The organism is Acinetobacter sichuanensis (assembly GCF_003024515.2).
Lineage (GTDB): Bacteria > Pseudomonadota > Gammaproteobacteria > Pseudomonadales > Moraxellaceae > Acinetobacter > Acinetobacter sichuanensis.
On the sequence record NZ_PYIX02000017.1, the window covers coordinates 43703 to 67231 of the forward strand.

At 34.6% G+C, this 23529-nt stretch carries 23 protein-coding genes and 1 pseudogene; 9 read left to right on the top strand and 15 right to left on the bottom strand.

Annotation, left to right across the window (positions count from 1 at the left end; all coding sequences use genetic code 11):
• Together C9E89_RS11345 and C9E89_RS11350 are read right to left on the bottom strand one after the other, a co-directional pair.
• Entirely contained in the window at window positions 1-3720 is a 3720-nt protein-coding gene (locus tag C9E89_RS11345) for an ATP-binding protein (protein ID WP_107008465.1), read from the bottom strand.
• Window positions 3721-4262: 542 nt separating this feature from the next.
• Window positions 4263-5264 (bottom strand): zinc-binding alcohol dehydrogenase family protein, encoded by a 1002-nt coding sequence (locus C9E89_RS11350; protein ID WP_107008466.1) that lies wholly within the window; start codon window positions 5262-5264, stop codon window positions 4263-4265.
• Between the two features lie 102 nt (window positions 5265-5366).
• Between C9E89_RS11350 and C9E89_RS11355 the strand changes: the two genes are divergently transcribed.
• Complete coding sequence (locus C9E89_RS11355; RefSeq protein WP_107008467.1) at window positions 5367-5735, top strand: winged helix-turn-helix transcriptional regulator; 369 nt, start codon at window positions 5367-5369, stop codon at window positions 5733-5735.
• 262 nt (window positions 5736-5997) lie between these two features.
• On the opposite strand, the gene C9E89_RS11360 is transcribed toward C9E89_RS11355, so the two are convergent.
• A complete protein-coding gene (locus tag C9E89_RS11360; protein WP_107008468.1) occupies window positions 5998-7089 on the bottom strand; it encodes an LLM class flavin-dependent oxidoreductase in 1092 nt (363 codons plus the stop codon).
• A 151-nt stretch (window positions 7090-7240) separates the two neighbouring features.
• On the opposite strand from C9E89_RS11360, the gene C9E89_RS11365 reads away from it, so the two are divergent.
• Window positions 7241-8194 carry a GlxA family transcriptional regulator gene (locus C9E89_RS11365; RefSeq protein WP_107008469.1) on the top strand — a complete coding sequence of 318 codons (954 nt, stop codon included), beginning with the start codon at window positions 7241-7243 and terminating at the stop codon, window positions 8192-8194.
• A gap of 47 nt (window positions 8195-8241) precedes the next feature.
• Here the strand turns inward: C9E89_RS11365 and C9E89_RS11370 are convergent, their stop codons facing one another.
• Genes C9E89_RS11370 through C9E89_RS11380 form a run of 3 tightly spaced genes read right to left on the bottom strand, consistent with a single transcriptional unit; the run spans window position 8242 to window position 10400 of the window.
• Entirely contained in the window at window positions 8242-8844 is a 603-nt protein-coding gene (locus C9E89_RS11370) for a LysE family translocator (RefSeq protein ID WP_107008470.1), read from the bottom strand.
• Window positions 8845-8885: 41 nt separating this feature from the next.
• Window positions 8886-9725, bottom strand: coding sequence for an AraC family transcriptional regulator (locus tag C9E89_RS11375; protein WP_107008471.1), 840 nt, complete (start codon window positions 9723-9725; stop codon window positions 8886-8888).
• Between the two features lie 60 nt (window positions 9726-9785).
• Window positions 9786-10400, bottom strand: a complete 615-nt coding sequence (locus C9E89_RS11380; protein ID WP_107008472.1) for a TetR/AcrR family transcriptional regulator — start codon at window positions 10398-10400, stop codon at window positions 9786-9788.
• Between the two features lie 204 nt (window positions 10401-10604).
• Here C9E89_RS11380 and C9E89_RS11385 point away from each other — a divergent pair, with 204 nt between their 5' ends.
• Window positions 10605-11762: an MFS transporter gene (locus tag C9E89_RS11385; protein WP_228199025.1), complete on the top strand. Its 1158-nt coding sequence runs from the start codon at window positions 10605-10607 to the stop codon at window positions 11760-11762.
• A 76-nt stretch (window positions 11763-11838) separates the two neighbouring features.
• Here the strand turns inward: C9E89_RS11385 and C9E89_RS11390 are convergent, their stop codons facing one another.
• Window positions 11839-13200, bottom strand: coding sequence for an amidase (locus C9E89_RS11390; protein WP_107008474.1), 1362 nt, complete (start codon window positions 13198-13200; stop codon window positions 11839-11841).
• A 99-nt stretch (window positions 13201-13299) separates the two neighbouring features.
• Here C9E89_RS11390 and C9E89_RS11395 point away from each other — a divergent pair, with 99 nt between their 5' ends.
• Entirely contained in the window at window positions 13300-13875 is a 576-nt protein-coding gene (locus tag C9E89_RS11395) for a TetR/AcrR family transcriptional regulator (RefSeq protein WP_107008475.1), read from the top strand.
• 174 nt (window positions 13876-14049) lie between these two features.
• Here C9E89_RS11395 and C9E89_RS11400 read toward each other — a convergent pair whose 3' ends face one another.
• Window positions 14050-14823 carry an MBL fold metallo-hydrolase gene (locus C9E89_RS11400; RefSeq protein WP_171405123.1) on the bottom strand — a complete coding sequence of 258 codons (774 nt, stop codon included), beginning with the start codon at window positions 14821-14823 and terminating at the stop codon, window positions 14050-14052.
• Window positions 14824-15123: 300 nt separating this feature from the next.
• Here C9E89_RS11400 and C9E89_RS11405 point away from each other — a divergent pair, with 300 nt between their 5' ends.
• Window positions 15124-16050, top strand: a complete 927-nt coding sequence (locus C9E89_RS11405; RefSeq protein ID WP_107008477.1) for a LysR family transcriptional regulator — start codon at window positions 15124-15126, stop codon at window positions 16048-16050.
• Window positions 16051-16063: 13 nt separating this feature from the next.
• Here the strand turns inward: C9E89_RS11405 and C9E89_RS11410 are convergent, their stop codons facing one another.
• Complete coding sequence (locus C9E89_RS11410) at window positions 16064-16411, bottom strand: MerR family transcriptional regulator (RefSeq protein ID WP_107008495.1); 348 nt, start codon at window positions 16409-16411, stop codon at window positions 16064-16066.
• Window positions 16412-16489: 78 nt separating this feature from the next.
• Between C9E89_RS11410 and C9E89_RS11415 the strand changes: the two genes are divergently transcribed.
• Window positions 16490-17101, top strand: coding sequence for an alpha/beta fold hydrolase (locus tag C9E89_RS11415; RefSeq protein ID WP_228199022.1), 612 nt, complete (start codon window positions 16490-16492; stop codon window positions 17099-17101).
• Window positions 17102-17130: 29 nt separating this feature from the next.
• On the top strand, window positions 17131-17376 hold the full coding sequence (locus C9E89_RS23805; protein ID WP_228199023.1) for an alpha/beta fold hydrolase: 246 nt from the start codon (window positions 17131-17133) through the stop codon (window positions 17374-17376).
• 328 nt (window positions 17377-17704) lie between these two features.
• Here C9E89_RS23805 and C9E89_RS11420 read toward each other — a convergent pair whose 3' ends face one another.
• Window positions 17705-18592, bottom strand: coding sequence for an AraC family transcriptional regulator (locus tag C9E89_RS11420; RefSeq protein WP_107008478.1), 888 nt, complete (start codon window positions 18590-18592; stop codon window positions 17705-17707).
• A gap of 208 nt (window positions 18593-18800) precedes the next feature.
• On the opposite strand from C9E89_RS11420, the gene C9E89_RS11425 reads away from it, so the two are divergent.
• Window positions 18801-19301, top strand: a complete 501-nt coding sequence (locus C9E89_RS11425) for a (R)-mandelonitrile lyase (RefSeq protein ID WP_213069640.1) — start codon at window positions 18801-18803, stop codon at window positions 19299-19301.
• Window positions 19302-19312: 11 nt separating this feature from the next.
• Here the strand turns inward: C9E89_RS11425 and C9E89_RS24090 are convergent.
• From C9E89_RS24090 to C9E89_RS11440, 3 genes and pseudogenes are all read right to left on the bottom strand, one after another.
• A pseudogene (locus C9E89_RS24090) lies at window positions 19313-19472 on the bottom strand (site-specific integrase); the annotation flags it as partial.
• A gap of 231 nt (window positions 19473-19703) precedes the next feature.
• A complete protein-coding gene (locus C9E89_RS11435; protein ID WP_147305720.1) occupies window positions 19704-19985 on the bottom strand; it encodes a hypothetical protein in 282 nt (93 codons plus the stop codon).
• 169 nt (window positions 19986-20154) lie between these two features.
• Window positions 20155-20733 carry a TetR family transcriptional regulator gene (locus C9E89_RS11440; protein ID WP_107008480.1) on the bottom strand — a complete coding sequence of 193 codons (579 nt, stop codon included), beginning with the start codon at window positions 20731-20733 and terminating at the stop codon, window positions 20155-20157.
• 100 nt (window positions 20734-20833) lie between these two features.
• Here C9E89_RS11440 and C9E89_RS11445 point away from each other — a divergent pair, with 100 nt between their 5' ends.
• Window positions 20834-22333, top strand: coding sequence for an MFS transporter (locus C9E89_RS11445; protein WP_107008481.1), 1500 nt, complete (start codon window positions 20834-20836; stop codon window positions 22331-22333).
• 193 nt (window positions 22334-22526) lie between these two features.
• On the opposite strand, the gene uraH is transcribed toward C9E89_RS11445, so the two are convergent.
• Window positions 22527-22925, bottom strand: a complete 399-nt coding sequence (uraH, locus tag C9E89_RS11450) for a hydroxyisourate hydrolase (protein WP_107008482.1) — start codon at window positions 22923-22925, stop codon at window positions 22527-22529.
• A 26-nt stretch (window positions 22926-22951) separates the two neighbouring features.
• Entirely contained in the window at window positions 22952-23431 is a 480-nt protein-coding gene (locus C9E89_RS11455) for a GlcG/HbpS family heme-binding protein (RefSeq protein ID WP_107008483.1), read from the bottom strand.
• Between the last annotated feature and the right edge of the window lie 98 nt (window positions 23432-23529).

Below are 23529 nucleotides of genomic sequence, written 5' to 3' on the forward strand. Positions count from 1 at the left end.
TTAAACTGATACATCACCAAGAAGTGGATTGGCTTCTTTAATTTTCATGGGAATAACTGAACTGACACCATCAGCTCCGACAATATAGAGTTTTTTAAATTTGTGGTTTGAGGTTGAGTTTTCAGGTTGGGCGCAAACTAAATGGATTTTGTTATGCTCCATCATATCGAATAATAGGTTCGTATTAATCGCATCAAAGTTACCAATTTCATCCAGTGGGATATGAATATAAACAGAATCATCAGGGCATAATTTTCGTGACAGCGCTAAGAACATAACCAAGACTAAAATACGTGACATACCTGTACTACCAGCATTGGTGAAGTCGCTATCCGTTCGGATCTCAACAAATCGTCCACTAATCATTACGCTCATTTGTAAACGCACCATAGAACGAATATCGTCAGTATGTCCTTTTGTGCTTTCAATCACTTTTAAAGTGTATTCACAGCAATCGATAAACGCTTCACTTGGAATGGTGTCATTCTGGATACTATCAAAAGATTGATAATCCTCACATTGCATAACGAATTGATTAAGTTGATCTAAAATATTTTTATCAGTTAAAACACTTTGTAAATTCATTGAAAATTCTGAGAATGCCGTGAATTTATTTGAACGATTTAAGTAATTTGAAAGTTCTGTTGATACGCTTTTCAGGCGTTTATTCAAATTTAGAATTTCTTGAATATAGTTTCGTAATTGGGCTGATTTATTCCGAAAAATATTGGTGACTGCATCATGTTTTTTAGGTAGATCATGATCAATAATATTCTCAATAATTGACATTGTATTAATCATCAAGAGTGCATCACTTGGCTTAACTAAACTCTCCATTTTTTCTTCGAATAATTTGAATAATGAAAATGCTTCATATCGGCGTAATAAAGCTTTTGAGCTATTCACTTGTGTGCGAAGCTGACTCATGTGTTGAGTATGAGCCTCTTTAACCATTTTTAGATTTTGAATGAAATTTTCATGATTGATATATTCAGGAATAGCCACTTTAGAAACCAAAATATCACTTTCCATCAACTGCGTGATTTCTTTGAACTGTATATTTAATGCATCAATTTTTCTCACTAATTCAGCGATTTGCTCTCTCATTAAATCATGCTTTCTTCTTAATTCAGTTCGGATCTGACTCAGCATATCTTTAAGCTTAGTGAGGTTATAATTCCCTTCAGAAATATGCTTTGTAGTTTCATTCAAATCTTGAATGTAGCTCTGCTTATGCTCATATTCATTTTTTTTCCAAGTTGAGTATTCACTGAGGATCGTTTCATAACCTTTCACTTTATTAAATTGTTGTTCAGCGGAGCGAATACGTATATCTGCCTCACGTAGATCATTTTCGTCCAAGCCTTGATCACTTAATTTTCGGTGGTAACTATTTGTTAATGCATTCATCTTCTGTTGGTGATTTTTCTTGGCATTTTCTTCTTTTGAACCAATAAATTTCAATCGTTCATTGAGTTGATCATATTCACTCCTGTATTTTTTCTTAATTCCTTCTTTTTCACGTGCAATCGCTTGATGCAGGTCTTTACGCTTTTGTGGCTCAACCACATGATTAAAATACTCGATATTTGCTCTTGTCTTTTTAACGAATTCTTGCTCCATCTGTGCGGCTGATTCTTTCTGAGCTTTTAGGTCAGCCTCCGTTTGATCATGTAATTGTTTTGCTTGAAGCCTTTCATTTTTAAGTGTATTGAGCTCCTTTTCGAGTTGAATAAGCTTGATATTAAATTCTTTAATTTCTCGTTGTAACGTTTGTGCCAAATGGGATTGTTTTTCGTATTTTTTCTCAAGTTCTAATGAATAATCTTCAGTCTCAATCAATCTTGATTGCAGTTGTTCTATACTGTCTGCTTCACTTGGTATATCTAGCTGATTTAAGTCTATTTTAAGACCATATAAGCTGAGCATATTGGCATCAAGGTGATTAGACCAATTAGGTCGTAAATTATTGCTGAACAATAATTTAGGATTGATTACTTTAGCAATCGTACTGCGCCAATCCACACTTTCACTTGGTGAATCATGTAGAAAACGCAATAAACTATCTTTTTGAAATAATGAATTTCTGAGCTGACTTTCCTGCTGCTTGGCTTTCTCAAGCTTATTTTTTAAGGTATTTAAATCTGTTTGTGCCGTCAATTGATCATTATTCAGTTGTTTAATTTTACTTTGGGTTTGTTTTATTTGCTCAGATTTATCAATAATACTATTTTCTTTTACTTCATAAGATAATTTTAAATGTTGCAATAAAGTTTTTTCTTCATTGCTAAATAAAAATGCATGATGCATTCGTTCATTTGCTTCTGATTGAATGTCTAGTAACTTTTGACGCTCAGTCGCAATTTCTTGATCAAGGGCAAAAAGCTGATGCTTATGCTGTGCCTCAATTTCTCCTATATTTTGATCATACCGTTCACGAAGACGATTGATCTGGCTTTGCACTTCATCAGATTCAATTTTTATCACTTCAATTTCGTTAAAATTTTCACTGATAAGATCAGCCTTTAACTTATCAAATTCACGCGTAATATTTTCAAAACTCTCGACCAATATGTCTTTTGCTCGTTTAGCATCATCAATGGCTCTAAAATATTCACTACGCTTTTTGTATTCTTGTTCTTTGACCGATATATTCATTTCCTGATAACGTTTTTCAGCTAATTCAATCTGCTGAATCGTATTCTTTAATTTAGTCGCTACTTTTTCTTTTTCCGAAATAAATTCTGAAAGTTGTATCACCTCATTATTTAAATTACGAACCTTCTCATTGCCATTATTTTGAAAAGCCTCTAGCTCATATCTTAAAGTTGATTCCTGAGCCTGATAGCTTTCGATATGTATCTGAACTGCATCTAGATAAGAATGTAATATATTAAAGTCGTTTAAAACAGCATCCTTTAATTGAATACCATTTATGATCTCTTGTTTTTCAGTTTGTAGACTCTGTAAGGCTTTTACATCATTAATGGTTGCTAGCCAATCAGCCGTCGATGTTGGCTTTGTCTTAATGCGCTCATTATCTAAATAAGCTTCGATCAACATCGTCTTAAAATTGGATACAACATTGTTTTGATTGATCGTAACTTGTGTCAGATTACTTAAAAATTTGAGTTGCTGTTTACTACCTGACAACGAGTAGATATTACAAAGATCACGAAGGTTTCTATCACCATTTAATCGCATTTTATCTGCAGTTAAAATGTAGATATAATCAGAGATATTGTCGATCTGACGACTAATATTAATACCCGTCTTATAAATATTGTCAAACACATCTTTGACATTTTGGGAAATTCCCAATATTTCTAAACAATGATCAGTTAAAAGTGTATCTTCTGCACTACCATCGATAAAACGGTAATTGTGTCTACCTTGATTATTGTTTCGATATAACACCACACACTTTATACCCGAATGAGAAAGGTATTCGTAAATCACCATACTACGGCTGCTAGGTAAATAATAATCAACGAAATTTTTCTTATTTGCAGCCTTCTCCATGAGTCCATTTGGTGTTGCACCAAAAAAAATCGGTATTAAATTTAAGAATGAGGTTTTTCCCGCTCCATTAATGCCAGTAATATTCGTGTGACCCCCACTAATATCAACACGGAAAAGCTTTGATGTCAGGAATGAATCATACAAAATTATGGATTTTAAGCCTTTAAAAGAGACATTTTCAGGGTTAATAATCGTCATTTTAAACCTTTTTTAATATTTAAAAATTTTGTTTAGAAAATCAAGGCTTCTTTTTTTAATCCCACAAATTGGAAACATCCAAGTCAAAAACTATCCAGATTCGGGGGTAAAATATTACATTGTTATTAAGCATACTTCGAGGAGATTAAAATTTCATCCGATTTACTACAAAAGTTGGTCATTTTATTAAATTAAATCAAGTAACTGGACTAGTAAAATGCTTGAACAAAGTGTTCATGAAACAGCAATTTGGTGGAGAAAAATGATCAGGTATTGGATACTTTAATCATGATCAGATCATGAAAAAAATTTACGCCTGTTAAATGGATCCGTGTTCAATGGTAGTACTTAGATTTCCCTATTTAATTCAAATCACCCGAAAGTTAGATGAATGTTAATACTAATCTGAATCAGCACTTATTAGCTTTTTCCTACTTTAAGTTTATAAAATATACTTACTTAATAAGATATTATGTAATAGTTTTTTAAAGTTGAATCAATTCTTGTTGATGAATTGATTCTATAAAAACCTACATGGGCAATTAAAAGCCTTCTAAAACAATTTTACCTTTGACTTGTCCAGTCTCAATCAGACGATGTGCTTGATTCAAATGCTCAGCATTGATTTTACCTAGATGAAGATTCAGTGTAGTTTTAAGCCTTTTACTATCAATGAGCTTTGCGACCTCCTCTAATAATATTTTTTGTTTTTCAATATCACGAGTAGTAAACATTGAACGTGTAAACATAAATTCCCAATGTACCGATACAGCTTTAAGCTTTAGCCCCACAATATCAAACGAACTTGGGTCATCAATTAAACCAAGTTTACCTTCAGGTGCGATAAGTTGAGTGATTTGTTGCAAATAGCTTGAAGTATGATTGGTTGAAAATACATATCGAGGTGCAGCTAAACCTAACTGTTCGATTTGTTCATTTAAATCTTTACTGTGATCAATCACATAGTCTGCACCTAAAGCTATTACCCATGATTTTGTTTCTTCACGTGAAGCTGTAGCGATCACTTTAAGTTGAGTTCTTGCTTTGACTAATTGAATAGCGATCGAGCCGACACCACCTGCACCACCAATAATTAAAATAGTATCTGATGAATCTATATCGATATTTAAGCGATCAAATAGCATTTCCCATGCCGTAATTGCAGTTAATGGAAATGCAGCTGATTCTGCATGACTAATACTTTGAGGTTTTAAACTTACAATACGTTCATCAACCGCTTGAAATTCTGCATTGCTACCATCACGGGTTAAATCACCAGCATACCAAACTTGATCACCAGTTTTAAAATATTGAACATTTGATCCAACTTGAATGACTTCTCCTACAGCATCCCAGCCCAAAACGCGTGTATTGTCTTCAATGACTTTGCCTTGTCTAACTTTAGTATCTACAGGATTTACCGAAATAGCATGAATTTTAACAAGTAAATCTCGTGCTTTCAGTGTCGGAATCTCTTTCTCAATATCAATTAATGGGTTTTGAAACTCATGATCTCTACCACTTCTATAAGAAACTGCTTTCATCTTTATACTCTTTTATGACTTAGTGGTTTCAGTTTACTCAAGATTCGTTTATAAATTATACAGACAAATTAGTCCTATACTTACGAAAAGAGAGTTATATTAATGAGTAAGCTTAAGCATTCAAGATTTGATTGTACTCCGGGCTGTTCAGTAGAAGCAGCAATAGGATTAATAGATGGAAAATGGAAAAGTATTATTTTATGGCATTTGTTAGAAGATCATGTTTTAAGATTTAATGAACTGAGTAAAAAGATCCCTAATATCACGCAAAAGATGCTAACTCGTCAATTACGAGAACTTGAAGAAGATCAAATTATTACTCGAAAAGTATATCCAATTGTTCCGCCAAAAGTAGAATATAGTCTCTCATCCTTAGGATTATCTTTATCACCGATTCTTATTGCTTTGAAGGAGTGGGGTGATCAAAATATTGGTTTATATGGAAAGCCGAAAGAATTTTCTACAATATAACCAATTAGACCTATCAAATATTTCTGAAGTTACAGATTGGCGTGATGCCATTCGACATAGACAATTTGATCGTCTAGTAAAATAATGATGGAAGATTTAATCATCCATCATTTTAAAGGATTTAAGAAAATATATGACTTTGCAAAGAATTTCTTCTTGGTCATATTACCTAGCAATCACAATGAAAAACGGGAACCTCAGTATTATCAACCTACAAAAAAACATTCATGATTATTTTGTAAGTGTTATCCTCATGACATGCCTATTCATCCAGTACATTGTTGGGTAGACCATATGCATCGGCAATCAATTCAGTAGAACGGTAAATTGCTTCAGGCGTATGCCCCAAGTTAATCACCATAAGTTCATCTGTATGGATACGTTGCTGCCATTCATTCAACCGTTCAATTACCTGTTTGCCCGTACCTTTCATGATTTTACGATCCCACATACGGATTAAACGTAACTCAGTGGCTGTATAATCATAATTCTCTGCTTCATCAGGTGTTGGTACGACAAAAGATCTACGTGTGACCATACGCATCATGGCATGAGCATATGACCATGCCTGACGTTTTGCCTCAACAGGATCATCCGCTGCCATCACCCCAAAACTTGCAATGACATAAGGTTTCGCAAGTACTTTCGATGGTCTGAATTTTTCACGATAAACTTCGACTGCCATTTCTAAGTTTTCATCAGCCAAATGTGCTGCAAATGCAAATGGAAAACCACGTTCAGCAGCCATACGGGCAGAATAAGTGGAAGACCCCAATAACCAGACAGGCGGTCGTTCAAATGAACGCGCTACGCCATTTTCTTGGTCTTGTCTTGGACCTGGAACTGCATAAACATTTTCACTATAGGATGCTTTTTTTGAAAAATTATCATCTAAAAAACACAGTAATTCTTTAAATTGACTTGGAAAATCTTCTTTATCAAGTTGACCGCGACGTAGTGCTGTCGCTGTTTCCATATCTGTTCCTGGTGCACGTCCAATACCTAAATCGATACGTTCAGGTGCTAAAGCAGAGAGTAACCCAAATTGTTCAGCAATAACTAAAGGTGGGAAGTTGGGCAACATCATACCGCCTGCACCTAAGCGAATACGTTGAGTTTCACCAATCAACCGTGCCAGCATCAGTGCAGGTGATGAAGTGGTTACACCAGGTAAAGAATGATGTTCTGCGACCCAATAACGATTAAAACCACGACGATCGACTAATTTTGCCAGTTCAATACTTGCGGTCAAGGCTTGATGAGCCGAATAGCCTTTTCCTGCCATAACAAAATCTAAAATGGATAAAGGTGTGGCAGCTGTCCCATAACATTTGCCTACAATCTGATTTTTCATTGTAAATACTCAATTTCACTCAAATTTTGCTGATGATCTAAAAATAGATTCAACTGAACATAGCTAAGTTTGAATGATGATGTAAAAACATTCTATTGACCTAAAAGACAACCTTCGATAGATTTGGGACATTATTTTATAATGTATTTTTATGACAAACAAAGTGGCTGTTCTCGCCTTTGAAGGCGTAAGTTTATTTCATCTTTCTATCCCTTCATTGATATTTGATGCCTTAGATCAATATCAAAGTGAGCCTCTTTATGAGGTCTTTTATGTTGCTGAAAAATCTGGTTTTGTTAGAACAGAGCAGGGCATACGTATTGAAGTTGATCAAGGATTGGATGCCATTAGTACAGCCGATATTGTGATTATTCCTGCATGGAAAAATCCACAACAGCATGTATCGGAGGAACTTATAGTTTGCTTACAACAAGCTGACCAACAAGGAGCTACACTTGTTGGATTATGTTTAGGGGCTTTTGTTTTAGGAGAGGCTGGTTTATTAGATGAGCGTAAATCAACGACACATTGGATTGCCAGAGATTTATTTCAACAACGTTTTCCAAAAACCTTTTTTTGTTCAAATGTCCTGTATACCACTGATGAAAATATTATTACTTCAGCAGGTACAGTCGCTGCGATTGATTGCTGTTTGGAGATTATACGTCATCGTCATGGTGCAAACGCTGCCAATCATGTTGCACGAATGCTCGTCACATCGCCCCATCGTCAAGGGGGACAAACTCAATATATTGAAAGACCTATTCCCCAATTACCCTGTGAAGGACGTTTAACTGAAGTCTTAGAATGGGCAAGAGAAAATTTATCAGCGTCGATCAGTGTAGATACTTTAGCTAATATGGCAAAATTGAGCCGCCGTACATTTACGCGGCATTTTCGCAATGCAACGGGTACAACCTTAGTAAAATGGCTAAATACTGAGCGAGTTACTCAAGCACAGCAATTATTGGAAACGACAGATTTACCAATAGAGTCGGTTGCAACTCATGTTGGATTTAGAACAGCGTTATCTTTAAGACAACACTTTTCAGAGCAATTGAATATTTCTCCATCTGAATATAGAAAAGTTTTTAAAAAATTTTAGGGTGTTATATTAAGACCATTTCCCAATGAATGACTGCACTAGTCTCTTCACATACTGAAAATTGGATACCACACTGAAACCAGTAAACCAATCGCTAGAATGCGATTTAAGACGATGATCTGTCGATGAGATGAAAGTATTGAAGTCACTGCTTTTCCTAAAAGTGCCCACATAAATAAGCACGGTATCGCAATCAGCATAAAAATAGTTGAAATTACGATTAAAATATACTCATAGTTGTGACTATTTGTCAGATAAACAGTGACTACCGCAATGCCCATTAGCCATGATTTAGGGTTTATCAATTGTAAAATAAAACCGTGTATAAAGCCTTTTTGCTGAAACTTATCGTCTAAATCAATGTGAATATTTGGATGTGAGTTATAGATTTTCCATGCAACTGAAGTCAACCATAATCCACCTAACAGACTCAAACTTAATTTAAGTAGTGGATAATGCTGAATATTCTGTCCTATACCTAAACCTATCAATAGCACTAATAAGGCTGCACCCAAACTTGCACCTAATACAATCGGTATGGCTTTATTAAATCCGTACTGGTGGCTTGTGGTTAAAATAAGTAAGTTTGTAGGTCCAGGTGTGATTGAGGCAACAAAAGCAAAAACGCAAAATGCCCAGATATTTTCCATAACAGTCCAAAATCTTCATAAGAATCGGTATTTTGGAAAATTTAGCAATTTAAATATAGAACGTTTGTGCAGGCTTTTTGGTATTGATACAAGGTCATGCCATAACATCTTTTAAACCAACGTCCTAAATGACTTTGATCTGAAAAACAAAGATTTGTGGCTACAGTTGCAGGAGAGAAACCTTGTTTGAGTAGTATTTTGGCTGTATCTAAACGTAAGCGAATCAAATATTGATGAGGTGCTGAATGAAACTTTTTTTTAAAAACACGATTGATATAAAAACGATCTATGCCAACGCGGTGCGCTAACTCATCTAAACTCATTTCATGAAATATACTAGCATGTAAAATATCTCGTATTTGATTTGCTGTATCAGGTAATGATTTAATCGCGTTTTCACGAAGTTTTATATATTTAGAATCAATGAGTTGTTCCAATAATAAATCAAGTTGCGTATCTTTAAATATGAGCGATTCTTTATTCTGAATCGCATGAAAAGTCGAACGGACTAAATGCGCAATTGTATCATCCGATTTTAATGTCGATTCAAATGATAATTCATGCGCTGCCATTTTTTTGTCAAACAAACCTTCGTAGCGTTGCTTCATCCAATCAGCGTTAATATGCAACATTTTATAGGTAAATCCTCGTGGTTCTGGCGCATAACCATCGTGAACCTCTTCAGGCTCAAGCATAAACACTTGACCTTGATGGCTATTCACTAATTTTTTTCGGCAATGGAATTGTTGCAGACCACATTCAGTTACACCAATTAAATAACTAGAATGAAAATGGGGGTCATAAGCATGCCCAGTAAAATGAGCATGAATTAACTCAATATCAGTCTGAGGATCATGTTCAATGTTTACCCAATTCCCCATTTTATAACCTTTATTAATCTATTGGAGTCATCCGTTTAAGTTAAGAAAAACCCTTGAAAATTAGCTTTTCTCAGCGAGTGTCCACAGTTTCATCAGTTCTGTAATTGCATCATTGAGTACAGAAAGTTCAGCATCGTCTCTTGCTGAAATAGAAATCCCAAACAAAAATGAGCAAAAAGTGTTACTTAGTGCTTGTACATTGGTATTTTCTAAAAGATAGCCTGCATCTACACCACGCTGTACACAGCGAGTAAAACCTTTAAGTGTTCGTGCACGAGCATCTGTAAGCGGTTGAGCAATATGTATATTCTCTGCAGTAGGTGCACTCATAATTCCCAAGGCTACCATGCATCCTTTGGGATGCCCCAATTCACATTGCATTTGCGTTGAACGACGTAAAGTTTGTTCAATTGCTTCTTTAGGAGAAAGGTTGTCATCCCAAAGACTATCGGTCACTTTTGAATATGATTGGATATAAAACTGTACAACTTCTTGGAATAATTGTTCTTTAGAACCGAAAGCTGCATAAAAACTCGGTGCTGTAATCCCATTTCCGATTTGAGCTTTCAATTGGCTTAATGAAGTAGATTCATAACCTTGTTCCCAAAAAAGATGCAATGCCTGCTCAATCGCTTTTTGACGATCAAAAGTTCTTGGGCGTCCCATTTTAGTCATTTCAGTCTCCCATTTCTTACTTATATACTACTTGATACAAAAGTTATTGACAATCATTGTGAGTTTATTTTAAATACATACCGATCAGTACATATATATTAAACAATGCAATGAATAAAGAGGAATATGCTCTTTATAAGGACTTTTTTTGTGAAATCTCATCCCACCCCATTACAGTCGGTACATACAGAACCTTTACCACTCATGCCTTTATTGGCTTTGGCAATGACAGGTTTTATTTGTATTGTCACAGAAACGCTACCTGCTGGGTTATTACCACAAATCAGCACAAGTATGCATATTAGTTCAGCAATGGCTGGGCAGATGGTTACGGTCTATGCGATTGGATCACTAGTCACTGCAATTCCATTAACAATTGCAACTCGAAGTTGGAATAGGAAACATGTTCTACTATTAGCGATCGTAGGATTTCTTATTTTTAATTCTGTTACCGCATTTTCAAATCATTATTCTTTAACCTTAATCTCACGATTTTTTGCTGGGACTTCAGCAGGACTTGCTTGGAGTATTATCGCAGGTTATGCGCGACGTTTGGTTGCAACACATCAACAAGGTCGTGCTTTAGCGATCGCGATGATAGGCACACCCATTGCATTGTCTTTAGGAGTACCTTTAGGTACATGGATGGGTAATCTGATCGGTTGGCGTATGATATTTTGGATAATGTCAGCATTTACGCTTATTTTAATCATTTGGATTGTAATAAAAATGCCAGATTATGTGGGGCAAACAGTTCGAGAAAACTTCCAATTTAAAAAAGTTTTAACAACATCAGGAGTTCGTTCAGTTCTTGCTGTGGTTCTGACATGGATGCTCGCACATAACATTCTTTATACTTATATTGCACCATTTGTCGAAACTGCAGGATTGGGAAATCGTGTTGATTTGATTCTTTTTGCCTTTGGAATGTCAGCACTGATTGGAATTTGGATTACAGGTCGTTTAGTTGATGCTTATCTAAGAAGAATTACCTTGATTAGCCTTGCTACATTTACATTATTGGCGATCATTTGGGGATTTTGTGCTCAATATGCTGTAATTGTATATATTGGTGTAATTTTTTGGGGTATCACATTTGGTGGAGCCGCCACTTTGTTACAAACAGCCTTGGCTGATGCAGCAGGAAACGAAGCTGATGTTGCACTTTCGATCAATGTCGTGGTATGGAATACTGCAATTGCTATTGCAGGAATCATTGGTGGAATATTATTAAATCATCTTGGCGTGGCTTCATTTCCTTGGGTCATTAGCTCATTACTTATGATTGCTTTCTTGATTGTTTGGAATGCGCATTCTCATGGATTTAAGAAAGGATATCGTAATACTGAAGTTGAACAATGAATTCATTTATCTTCACGAGAAGCCACATGATGATCAAAATTAAGGCTACGGTGACTTCTCATTCAATATTATAAAATCAATGAGCAACCCAATTTCTAGGTTTTTGATGAATCCAAGGCATAACCATCTCAAGTTGCGCTGCTAATGCCAATAAACTTGCTTCTTGTCCATTTTTTCCCATAAATTGCATACCGATGGGTAAATGTGTATCAGCATCCTGTCCACAAGGAACCGACATTGCGGGTATACCTGCTATATTGGCTAAAGCTGTAAATGGTGATTGCTCAAATACCCAATTCATCCATCCATGTCCATCCAATTGATTTTGTGAAGCATTATAGGTACCAATTTCAGGGGCTAAATCAGACAATGTCGGAGAAAGCATACAATCAAATTCCTCAAAAAGATGTCCTACTTTACGTGTCACGATATTACGTTCATATAAAGCACCTAGAAAATCAGTTGCAGACATCTGCTTACCATATTGATAAAGTGCTAAAGTCGCTGGTTCTAAATGTTCATGGTTAATACTGCGACCCGTTTGTGCCGAAATCGCATCAATCCAACTGGCTGTATTAGATGCCCAAAATTTTGTATTCATCGCAACAAATGCTTCCCAGCTTATGCCAATCATTGGGGAAATTTCCTCAACTTGATGCCCAAGTGATGTAAGTGTTTGAATCATTTTGGATAAAGCTTGCTGTATAGATGGATGAACAGCTTTACCATTGAGAGGGCGCGTTTGTACTGCAATCTTTAAGGGCTGAGGGTTTAACTTTTTAAGTTCTAAAAATGAAGAAGCAGGGCGCTCGATTTGAAATGGATCGCCTACAGCAGATCCACTCATGATATCTAAGAGTAAGGCACTATCTCGAACCGTACGTGTTAATACGCCATGTACAGCCAAACCACTCCACACTTCGTCTACATCGGGTCCCATCGGGATGCGACCACGACTAGGTTTTAAGCCAAATATTCCACCCATCGCTGCTGGCACACGGATAGAACCACCTGAACCGTGCTGAATATTCCAAGGATTTCGCGTAGCACCCGAAAAAATACTTTCAGTTGTGGTACTGGCTGCAAATTCAGGTGTTGTTGTTCGTCCTAGTACATTCAATCCTGCTGAACGAAAACGAGTCATCAGATCCGAATCATGTGTTGCAACGCATCCTTTTGCAATTCTGCTGCCAAGTTCATTTTTACGTCCTGCTATTGTTAAGCCGAGATCTTTGACTAAAAAAGGCACACCACGTAATACACCTCGCGTAGAAATAGTTTCGTCCTGCCATGTTTCTATTACAGCATTAATCTTTGAATTAAGTTGAGCTATGGCTTTCAATGCTGTGCTTTGAACTTCTTCGGCACTGACTTCTTTGTTTTGAATAAGTTGAGCTAAACCTATAGCATCATGATCGGCGTATTCAGATAACTTCATTTAGTTCTCCATAGTGTAAAATAGTCGTATTCATCATCATCTTGTGATAACTAAATTAACTATACTATACCGTATAGTATAGTTAAAGGAAATAAATGTATGCCTGAAAAAAATAATGTTCCTGTGGTTCGTGAACGAATTATGCAAACTGCAGAGCTATTGTTTACCCAATTTGGGATCAATGCTGTGAGTTTGGATTTAATTGCAAAGCAGGCAAAAACCACAAAGATGACTGTTTATCGTTATTTTTCAAATAAAGATGATCTTGTTTTAGAGTGGCTAAAAAGTACAACAGATCAGTACAATGCTGTATTTGATACATTGGCTGTGAAATTTCCAGATGTCGCACAAGCTCAAATTTTAGGTTTTGTTGATTATATTATTGAAAATTTGGCAAATGCTGGAAATAGGGGCTGTCCATTTACCAACACCATCGCAGAGCTTTCTGATATTCATCATCCAGCGAGGATATTGATTCAACAACATAAAAAAAGACAATTACAGCGTTTGACTGACTTGTTTTTGCAAATGGGTGTACAGGATCCTCTTTATATGGCAGAAGAATTGACTTTATTATTGGAAGGGGCACAAGTTGTGGCACAAAATGAGAGTATAGAGCAGATTGGATCATTGCTTAAAAAAATGATTGCTGCAAAATTAAATCATGCAAAATAGTATTGAAAAGTTTAAAGCAACATCTCAATCAATAGGTTTTTTATTTTACTGTGTTGTTTTGAATCTGATGACATTTGAATTATATGAAAATTAAAATGTCATCCAAACAAACCCTAAATGACCATACAGAGAGTCTTTCAACATCTTGCTCAGTCTATAGTGATGTAAAAAACACTATCTATCCTGATATAGTACTGGCACAAAACTATAACTAGAGTTTTGATCTAATCGAATTTGTCCAAGTCCTGGAAATGGTAAATGTGCTCCTGCAATTAAAACTTTAGACTGACTTATTTCAAGCAATTGCTGTATACGTTGACTCGCTGCTTCCTTTTCATTTACATCATATTTAATTGTAATCTCCGCTCTTGAAAGCTGAACTTCAGCGTTATGAATGAGGTCACCAATAAACAATAGCGATTTTCCTTGGCTTTCAACTTTATAAAAACTATGACCTGGTGTATGACCAGGAGCAGGAATTGCAGTAATTCCTGAAAATAACTCGGTTTTCCCACTAAATGTCTTAACTTTATTTGCATCTATGTATGGTTTTAAAGCTTGGGTTGCTTCAGAAAAATAATGTTTTTCGTAGCCATTCACACCATTCTGGTGTTCGGACTTTAGGAAAAAGTCTACATCCTCTTGAGAGGTGTAAATGGTCGCATTAGTAAATATTCTTTTTCCCTCAATAATTAGACCACCAATATGATCAATATGTTGATGGGTAATGAGAATATCCATCACTTGTTCAGGAGAATATCCAGCAGTTCTTAAGCTGTTGAGCATTTTTCCGCTCGAATTTGGATTAAATCCTAGCCCAAAACCTGAATCGACTAAAATCACCTTATCGCCAGTATCAATCAGATATGCATTGATCGAAGTTTCTACAGGATTTTGATGAAATAATTGACTTAAATAGCGGTTTATTTCTTCAGGAGTGGTATGCAAAAGCAATTGATGTAAGTCTTGGGGAAGCGTTCCATTAAACGATAGTGATAAACGCCAATAAATTGAGATTTAATCTTAGCCGCAGGTTTGTTGCTTTCTGAAGCATGAGTGATTGCAATACTCGCAAAGGTATTTAAAATACCTATAGCTAAAGATACAAAAAGTGTTGAATACTTCAATTTTGATTTCATTGATTTACCTCATTCATATGATTATGAAATGTTTTCAGATGATGAGGAAATAATAGATATATTTTCTAGCGAGTGAGAGTATTAAATTTTCATAGGTGGTATAATTAAAATGGATATCAAACGTTCTGAAATGTCTCTAATGATCTCACTCGATACATTATTAGAAGAAAAAAATGTCACTAGAGCTGCAAAAAGACTCTATCTCAGTCAACCTGCATTATCAGCGCAATTGGCTAGATTACGGCAGATATTTCAGGATCCGTTACTTGTCCCATCGGAAACAGGTAAGGGGATGATTGCTACAAAAAAAGCAATTGAACTACAGCCCAAATTGCATCTGGCACTGCAAGAATTACAAAAGGCTATTTCATTTTCAATACCATTTGATCCATTGCAGTCGAATCGGCATTTTGTTTTAGCGATGAATGATAGTTTATTAACCATTGTGGGTATTGGTATTATACAAAAGATTTTTCAGACTTTTGCACCTAATATTCGCTTAAGTTTTATTCCTGTACCTGAAAAACAAGAATTATTAAATCGTATGGAAAAAGGAGAAATTGACCTTTCGATTGGTCTACATGACAATATTCCTGTTGCATTGCATTCACGGCACTTATTGTCTGATTATTTTCAAGTTGCAGCAAGAATTGGGCATCCTCAATTAAATTCGAATGTAATTACTTTGCAAGATTATTGTCAGGCATATCACGTTATATTTTCCAAAACTGGAATTTTACAAAGCTCAATTGATTTTGCTTTACAAAAACAAGGTCTTCAGCGTAATGTGATCACTAGCGTGTTTAGTTATAATCAAATACCTCTTATTTTACTAGATACCGATAGTATAGCCACATTACCGAGCCGTTTTTTACAACGTTATCAAAACATATTAAAAGTTTTTGAAGTACCTTTTGAATTGCCTCGCTTCGATTTAGCGATGGCTTGGCATGCCAATATGCAAGAAGACCCAGCACATCAATGGTTAAGAAATCTCTTGTATCAGGTCAATCATGATTCAGCACAAATACAATAATATATATACACGTTTAAACTTGCATCAGTGTTTTTAATAATGCTGCTTTTTTCTCTTCGAGATCTGAAATTTGCATTTCAATTTTATCTAAGCGTTGTTTTTGAAGTCCCTGTGTTTCTGGGCAAAATGCCGCACCGTCGATTAAGCGCATACAATCTGGAAAAGAGCATATTTCTGCAACACTAAAACCCAATGCGATAAAACGCTGAATTTGGCGAACTTGAGTGATTGCTTGCTCATTAAAATAACGATATCCATTGTTACCACGCGTAGATTTCAATAAATCATGATTATCATAATGGCGTACGACACGCACGCTCACACCTAATTTTTGAGCTAATTCACCAATGGATAATGTCATATATTTTAAATCACCTATTGACTCTGACATTAATGTCAATGTTTAGCATACAAAAAATCCCCACGAATAGGAATATTTATGCAACAACTTGGCTCATTAAAAGTTTTAATCACTTTCTTTTTATTCTTTTTTTCTACAGTCATCTTTGCTGATGATAAAAATTATAGCGTGCTTTCGTCCGATGGCGTGAAAATTGCTATACAAGAAAAGGGCAATCCTGAAGGGCAACCATTGATTTTTATTCATGGTCTATTAGGAAGCCATTTGAACTGGGAAAAACAAATGAATGATCATACGCTAAAAAAGTATAGATTAATCACTTTTGATTTACGTGGACATGGCATTTCTGATAAACCTGATAATGAAAAATCATATCTAGATGGGCAATTATGGGCAGATGATCTCAATGCTGTGATTCAAAAAAGCCAAGCTGAACGTCCAATATTAGTTGGATGGTCATTAGGTGGAGCAGTCATCACCAACTATTTAGCAAAATATTCTGATCGTGATATTCGTGGTGCGGTCTATGTTGGTGGCGTTGTCGAATTAACAGCCGAGCAAATACCTGCACATACAAATGTTTATCGTGATATGACAGCTGAAGATTTGAAAACACATTTGGATGGTGAAAATGCATTTTTAAGATTATGTTTTTACACACAACCCGATATAGCTACTTTGAACGATTAATATCTGCTGCTGCATTGGCTAATTTTACCATGCAAAAAGCTGTACCCAATATGAGCATTCAACTTAAACAGGGGCTTAAAAATACGCGAGTTCCTATTTTATTTATTAATGGTCAATATGATGCCTTAGTTAATCATGAAACTTCTGTAAAAAGAGCGTTCAGTATAAATCCCAAAATTAAGTTTGAGATCTTTAAAAACTCTGGGCATGCACCATTTTATGAAGAGTCTGATCTATTTAATCAAACTTTAGATCAATTCATTAAAAAGAGTTAAATGAAAAATGAATTTTCCCTCAATAAGACTGTATTGATTGCCTGATCTTAGGTTGTATCATGACATTCTGTTACTACAGACCGTTAATATCTCAAATTATGGTGGTGTTTCCAAATGTATTTTTCTCATTCATATCGCTGATCACCCCTTATTCAACACAGTTAGAGGATGATGGTTTTTATTTATCTGCTGCTATTAAATATTAATATTTTAAAAATTAAGAAGAAGAGCAGTCATTTAAAATGGCTGCTGCTTAATTTGATCTATCATAATATGTATTAATTCCTTTGGTTCTTAATATCTTTGAAAAACTAGTCAAATTATATTTTCAAAGATGCTTTAGATCTTCAGAAGGAGATACACTGAAAAAACGTTTATATTCCCTTGAAAACTGAGACAAACTTTCATACCCAACTTGAATACTTGCTGAGGATATATCACAGTTTTGCGTCATAATCAGTTGACGTGCTTCAGTAAGCCTGATTCTTTTTTGATATTGTAGTGGGCTCATTGAAGTAATATCACGAAAATGCTGATGAAAACTAGAAACACTCATGCCCATTGTATTGGCTAAATTTTCAATACTTAAAGGTCGAGCAAAGTTAATTTTCAACCATTCAATGGCTTTAACAATTCGATGCCCAGTCGCTCCTGTAGCTGTAATACGTTTGAGACGATCCCCTTGAGGACTCATTAAAAGGCGATAAAAAATTTCTTTAATGACTAATGGTGCCAAGATCGCAATATCATCAGGCGTATTGAGTAATGTTAATAATCGAACAAACGCATCATTTAGTTCAGCACTGACCTGACCAACGGCAACTCCCTTTTTTTCGAGATTATTGTGCTTAAATGGAAGATTCGCCTCAAGCATAAGTTGAGCAAGCACGTAAGGATCTAATCTGAGAATTACACCTAAATAAGGTTGTTGTGGTGATGCTTCAATGATTTGAGAAATGACAGGTAAATCAATTGCTGTAAATAAAAAATTTTTGGAATCATAGGTATAAGATTCTTTACCTAAAATCACTTGTTTTTTACCTTGAGCAATTAAACACAGACTAGCATCTAAAATATTACTGCTCGGATGAGTAGGGCTTTCCCAACGATGCAAAGTGAGTCCAGTAATCGGTGTTTCAAATTTATTTTTTCCTTGTGTCCATTGGTCTATAGCTTGGATCAATTTATCCGTATTGTTCTGAAATTCAAGTGTCATATAACATTACCTTTCGCTTTCTTATTTTATTGTAGGGGATTGATGAAAGAAAAATAGTAACAACTACAAATATTTGGAGGATTAGGCAAATCTTTAAGAGAAATAGAATAACGCTCATAGTAATAGATTTTTATACTGATATTTCAATGCTTCATCCTAAGTTTTTGATTTAAGTTGCAAAATCTTCAAGCTTTATTTAGGTAAAAATATGAACATTAGTGTGACCGCATTTACAGCGAGTTTATTGGCTTCCATGGGAGTACAAGCAATGGATCTTCAACAGAAAATAATTTCATCTCAAACGATCAAAAAAGCCAGTCAACAACAAGTGATTTCTGGTCCTGACAACATTTTTACTGGCACAGTAACGATTAGACCTTTGACCGATATCACAGAAGGGATAAATGCACCAAGTGCTTATGTAAGTTTTAATGCAAGTTCTCGTTCATTTTGGCATACCCACCCAAAAGGACAATATTTAGTTGTTACAGAAGGTGAAGGACTGGTACAGGAGTGGGGTAAACCTGCAGAAAAAATTACAGTGGGAGATGTCATCTATTGTCCACCAGGGATAAAGCATTGGCATGGTGCAAGTAATCATTCTGCAATGACTCATTTGGCACTGACAGGCACTGATGAAAACGGTAAAAATGTGGACTGGTTGGAGCCCGTCGCAGATGATCAATATCAACAAGCCAATCAAGATTAAGTACATACAGCGATTGATGTGTGCTGAGTAGAGATACTTTGAAATCTAAGAAATTTCATGGTGTACAGCATAGGGTACAAACATGGACAAGATGAATCTAGATCAAATAAAAGAATTATTTGATCTTCGTTTGAGACTTTTTTCTAAATGAATTGTTTTCAAAGCAAATATAGTAAATTTTATGAATATTCTTAAGGTAAACATATCATATTTAATAAGTAAAATAGAAATCACTTAAGTTATTGAGTTTTGGTCTAAGTAAGAAGAGTATGAAGTTATTGTTAGGTGTATCGGATTTAACATAACGTACATTATGCGAAATGGTGGTGTTACTCACCATTTAAAGCGTATTATGTTAATTTTAGAAATACTAGATTCAATATAGTACAATCAATTTGCTTGCTATTTATTCAAAATAATATTTTTTATAACTGTAAATCCTAATAACTTTTTAAATAATTCCCAATCTACATTATTTTCAAATTTATTTTTTAAAGTAGATAAATTTAACTTCTGATAGATTTCATCTTCAGATTCAGTATTCAATAAATCCTGTATAATTGAAAGTAGCTCATGAGGTTCAATATGTTCTGGAAGATCTTTAGCTAACTGTAATAATATTACTTCTAGTAGAGACAACTTACTAGATTGTATAAATAATGTATTACTTTGGACTCTAAACATTTTAATCTTCATACAGATAATACGATAATTCCATTAAAACAGATATCTCCGTTAAATATCACTATTTAACATAGCAGCTGTTATACATAATTTAAAAAATAGTAAAATAGGAGCTGAAGCCCCCATTTTTGATTTTGTATAAGGTGTATTCTGTTAATTTTAAGGAAAGTTAAATTTTTTGATTGATTTTATTTTCAATTAAATCAGTTACTAATTGAGTCATATATTCATAGGTAAATAAATGAGAATGAAATTTTGCCAATCCTTCTAATCCTAAAGTTAGACCTATAAATTGCCAAGCCATATCGTCAAGGTTTTCTTTATGATTCCTTAACGATGCCGATTTCAAGATTTTTTTTACAGACTTATGCCATTCTTCAATTGCTATTAAAAAAACCTGATTAAATTCAGGACTAATATGACTATTTTTTTCAGCATCATTCCACAAGCGAATATAAGGTAATTCATCTTCAGATTCAGTAAAACCTAGAGCTAAAAGTATTTTTTCCGTTAAACTTAAATTATCATCTATTTCACTGATATCTAAATTCTTATAAACGAGCTGCATAAATACTTCACATTTTAATTCTTGAATAGTTTTAAAATGATGATGAATAAGCCCTATTGATAAAGAAGCTTTTTGCGCTAAATTACGCACAGTTAATGTATTCAAACCATCATCTAATGCGATTGTCATAGCAGCATCTAATATCTGTTTTTTTCTTTCCGTTTTACTTAAATAGCTCATTTCTTAACACAGTTATTTACAACCTCATCAGCATATACAAGTTGCGTAAAAAATCAAAAAATAGTATAAATTGAACAACTGTTCAATTTATACTATTTTTATGTTTTCACATCCCAAATGGTTTATTTTAGCCATTGTCGTTGGGCTTTATCTTCCTGTCGCTATTGATGCAACTGTCCTTCATATTGCTGTACCTACATTAAGCCAAGAGTTGAAAGCAAGTACATCTCAACTTTTATGGATTATCGATATCTATCCATTGCTAATGACCGGTCTTATTTTAGTTATGGGGGCTTTAGGCGATAAAATTGGTTATCGAAAACTCATGCTTATGGGAAGTCTTATTTTTGGAATAGCATCTGTACTCGCAGCATTCTCACCGACAGCAAATTTTCTAATTTTTTCAAGAGCGATCTTGGCTTTAGGTGCGTCAATGATTATGCCAGCCACTTTAGCTTGTCTACGTCATACCTTTATGGATGAAAAAGAACGAAACTTTGCATTAGGAATATGGGTGATGGTTGGAGGAGCTGGTGCTGCTTTCGGACCTTTAGTTGGTGGGTTGTTATTAGAATATTTCTATTGGGGATCAGTATTTTTAATTAATGTTCCTATCATTTTTGCTGTAACAATATGTATTTTAAAGTATCTACCTAAACAAAAACCTATACATGAAAAAAAATTAAATATATTCGATGCTTTGATACTAATGACAGCCATTCTTTTAGTCATTTACAGTTTAAAATCAGGTTTAAAAGAATTTGATCTTCAATTCATTTTTCTTGGGTTTATTGGATTTTTACTCGGCTTTTTATTTGTAAAAAGACAAATTAAAAGCAGTCAACCACTATTTGATCTTAAGTTATTCGCATCGAAACCTGTGAAATATGGTTTCACTATTTCCGTTGTTGCTATGATTGCATTGGTTGGATTTGAGTTACTTATTTCCCAAAAATTACAGTACGTACATCAGTTTAGTCCATTAGAAGCGGGTCTATATATTTTACCATTTATGATTGCGGTCAGCGTGGGTGGCGTAATTAGTACCCCCCTTCTAAATAAGTTTGGAGCTAAAAAAGTTGCTGTGATTAGCTTAATACTGAGTTCTGTCTCTATGTATTTTTTATCAATTGTTAATTTTGAAACCGAATACTTATTTGCAGCTTTTTATATGATTTTATTAGGGCTAAGTATTTTATGTGCCTTTTTAGCAGCGACATCAGCAATTTTATCAGGAGCACCTATTGAGCAAGCATCATCTGCAGGTGCTATTGAAGGAATGTCCTATGAATTAGGAACAGGTTTAGGTGTAACAATCTTCGGCTTAATGGCATCTTTTTTCTATACAAAAAATGTTGATTTTCATCATTTTTTTAGTGCTGATCAACTGAAAATAGTCGAAAGTTCCATAGGAGAAACGTATCAAATCCTTTCAGACCTATCGCCAGAAAGTGCGAATATCATCATGAAATCAGCTAACTCAGCTTTTGTTATCGCTCATAGCTCTGTGTTAATTTTTTCTAGTTTAATACTCTTTTTCCTTGCTATCTTTATCTGGGTCTTTTGGAGGGAAATTTCTAAAAACGCACTTTCGAGTTAATATAATAAAACTTATGTGAAATTTAAAAAAACATAGTAAAAATTTTAAATAAGGGTTGAAAGAGCATCTAAAATACGAATTAAAGCTGCTGCTGCTGAACTCGAACTCTAGCCTTGATTTTTTAAATTCATATAACAGTCTTTATTTTAAATGAGTTTTAACGCTGTATGAGGTTAAAACTCATATTTAATGGTTAGTTGCCTCGGTATGTCGAATATCCATAAGGACTTAGCAATAAGGGAATATGATAGTGTTTTACTGAGCGATCTACTTGGAAAATAACAGGAATTTCTGGAAAGAATGAACTTTGCTGATTTTTCTTAAACCACTCCCCTGTTTTGAATGTGACTTTATATATCGTATTATCTAAAGTTTTATTTTCTGGAAATAATGCAGTTATACGACCTTGCTCATTGGTTTTAGCTTCTGAAATTTGTATCCATTTTCCATTTTTTTGCTCCTCTAAAGTAACGTTTACTTCTGGTGCAGGCAATCCACTTTCCAAGTTAAGTACATGTACACTTAAAGGGTTTTGTGCCATTACCAAGTTTGAAATAAATAAACTACTAGTAAATAAAAATAACTTTTTCATATAAACTTATCCTAAATAAACTTGATTTAAATTTGTTTGAGTGTAATTTCAATACCTTGTTGTGCACATTGGTCATCTTGAATTGAACCACCTGCACCTGCTACGCCAACTGCACCTATCAACTGATTTTTATAAATTACAGGCACGCCTCCACCTAAAAGTAATAATTCAGGGAGGCTATTTAAGTTCTGAGAATCAATATTATTCTGTGCATTACGCATAAATTGTAATGTCGTGATTTTACTTGAATAAGCAGTAAATGCTTTTCTTTGCGCTGCAATTAGGTTATGAATACCTACTGCTTCATGACGTTGACTTGCCATAACATTGCCACCTTGATCCAGAATTACAACAGCAGCAGGTTTGGCAGTACGTATACAAGCTTGCATCACATTCGTCACAAGTTGATTCGCAATAGTTAAATCCATTACATAACTATTTTTAGGAAGAGCATGTGTAATTGAACTACATGCCATTACAGAACTAAAAAGAAGTTTTCTTATCATTTCTATTCAGCCAAATTAAGATATAAATTAGCTTATATAAAATAAATTCCTTCTTGCATGACAATCAGATTACAAATTTGTAATCTAGCAATAGATTA

Coding starts and splice junctions, on each gene's coding strand:
- C9E89_RS11395 (WP_107008475.1), top strand. CDS start 13,300: ATGCCTGAAAAAAATAATGTTCCTGTGGTTCGTGAACGAATTATGCAA.
- C9E89_RS11375 (WP_107008471.1), bottom strand. CDS start 9,725: ATGGGGAATTGGGTAAACATTGAACATGATCCTCAGACTGATATTGAG.
- C9E89_RS11405 (WP_107008477.1), top strand. CDS start 15,124: ATGGATATCAAACGTTCTGAAATGTCTCTAATGATCTCACTCGATACA.
- C9E89_RS11365 (WP_107008469.1), top strand. CDS start 7,241: ATGACAAACAAAGTGGCTGTTCTCGCCTTTGAAGGCGTAAGTTTATTT.
- C9E89_RS11410 (WP_107008495.1), bottom strand. CDS start 16,411: ATGACATTATCCATTGGTGAATTAGCTCAAAAATTAGGTGTGAGCGTG.
- C9E89_RS11425 (WP_213069640.1), top strand. CDS start 18,801: ATGAACATTAGTGTGACCGCATTTACAGCGAGTTTATTGGCTTCCATG.
- C9E89_RS11355 (WP_107008467.1), top strand. CDS start 5,367: ATGAGTAAGCTTAAGCATTCAAGATTTGATTGTACTCCGGGCTGTTCA.
- C9E89_RS11380 (WP_107008472.1), bottom strand. CDS start 10,400: ATGACTAAAATGGGACGCCCAAGAACTTTTGATCGTCAAAAAGCGATT.
- C9E89_RS11345 (WP_107008465.1), bottom strand. CDS start 3,720: ATGACGATTATTAACCCTGAAAATGTCTCTTTTAAAGGCTTAAAATCC.
- C9E89_RS11455 (WP_107008483.1), bottom strand. CDS start 23,431: ATGATAAGAAAACTTCTTTTTAGTTCTGTAATGGCATGTAGTTCAATT.
- C9E89_RS11350 (WP_107008466.1), bottom strand. CDS start 5,264: ATGAAAGCAGTTTCTTATAGAAGTGGTAGAGATCATGAGTTTCAAAAC.
- C9E89_RS11435 (WP_147305720.1), bottom strand. CDS start 19,985: ATGTTTAGAGTCCAAAGTAATACATTATTTATACAATCTAGTAAGTTG.
- uraH (WP_107008482.1), bottom strand. CDS start 22,925: ATGAAAAAGTTATTTTTATTTACTAGTAGTTTATTTATTTCAAACTTG.
- C9E89_RS11415 (WP_228199022.1), top strand. CDS start 16,490: ATGCAACAACTTGGCTCATTAAAAGTTTTAATCACTTTCTTTTTATTC.
- C9E89_RS23805 (WP_228199023.1), top strand. CDS start 17,131: ATGCAAAAAGCTGTACCCAATATGAGCATTCAACTTAAACAGGGGCTT.
- C9E89_RS11370 (WP_107008470.1), bottom strand. CDS start 8,844: ATGGAAAATATCTGGGCATTTTGCGTTTTTGCTTTTGTTGCCTCAATC.
- C9E89_RS11390 (WP_107008474.1), bottom strand. CDS start 13,200: ATGAAGTTATCTGAATACGCCGATCATGATGCTATAGGTTTAGCTCAA.
- C9E89_RS11445 (WP_107008481.1), top strand. CDS start 20,834: ATGTTTTCACATCCCAAATGGTTTATTTTAGCCATTGTCGTTGGGCTT.
- C9E89_RS11420 (WP_107008478.1), bottom strand. CDS start 18,592: ATGACACTTGAATTTCAGAACAATACGGATAAATTGATCCAAGCTATA.
- C9E89_RS11385 (WP_228199025.1), top strand. CDS start 10,605: ATGCCTTTATTGGCTTTGGCAATGACAGGTTTTATTTGTATTGTCACA.
- C9E89_RS11360 (WP_107008468.1), bottom strand. CDS start 7,089: ATGAAAAATCAGATTGTAGGCAAATGTTATGGGACAGCTGCCACACCT.
- C9E89_RS11440 (WP_107008480.1), bottom strand. CDS start 20,733: ATGAGCTATTTAAGTAAAACGGAAAGAAAAAAACAGATATTAGATGCT.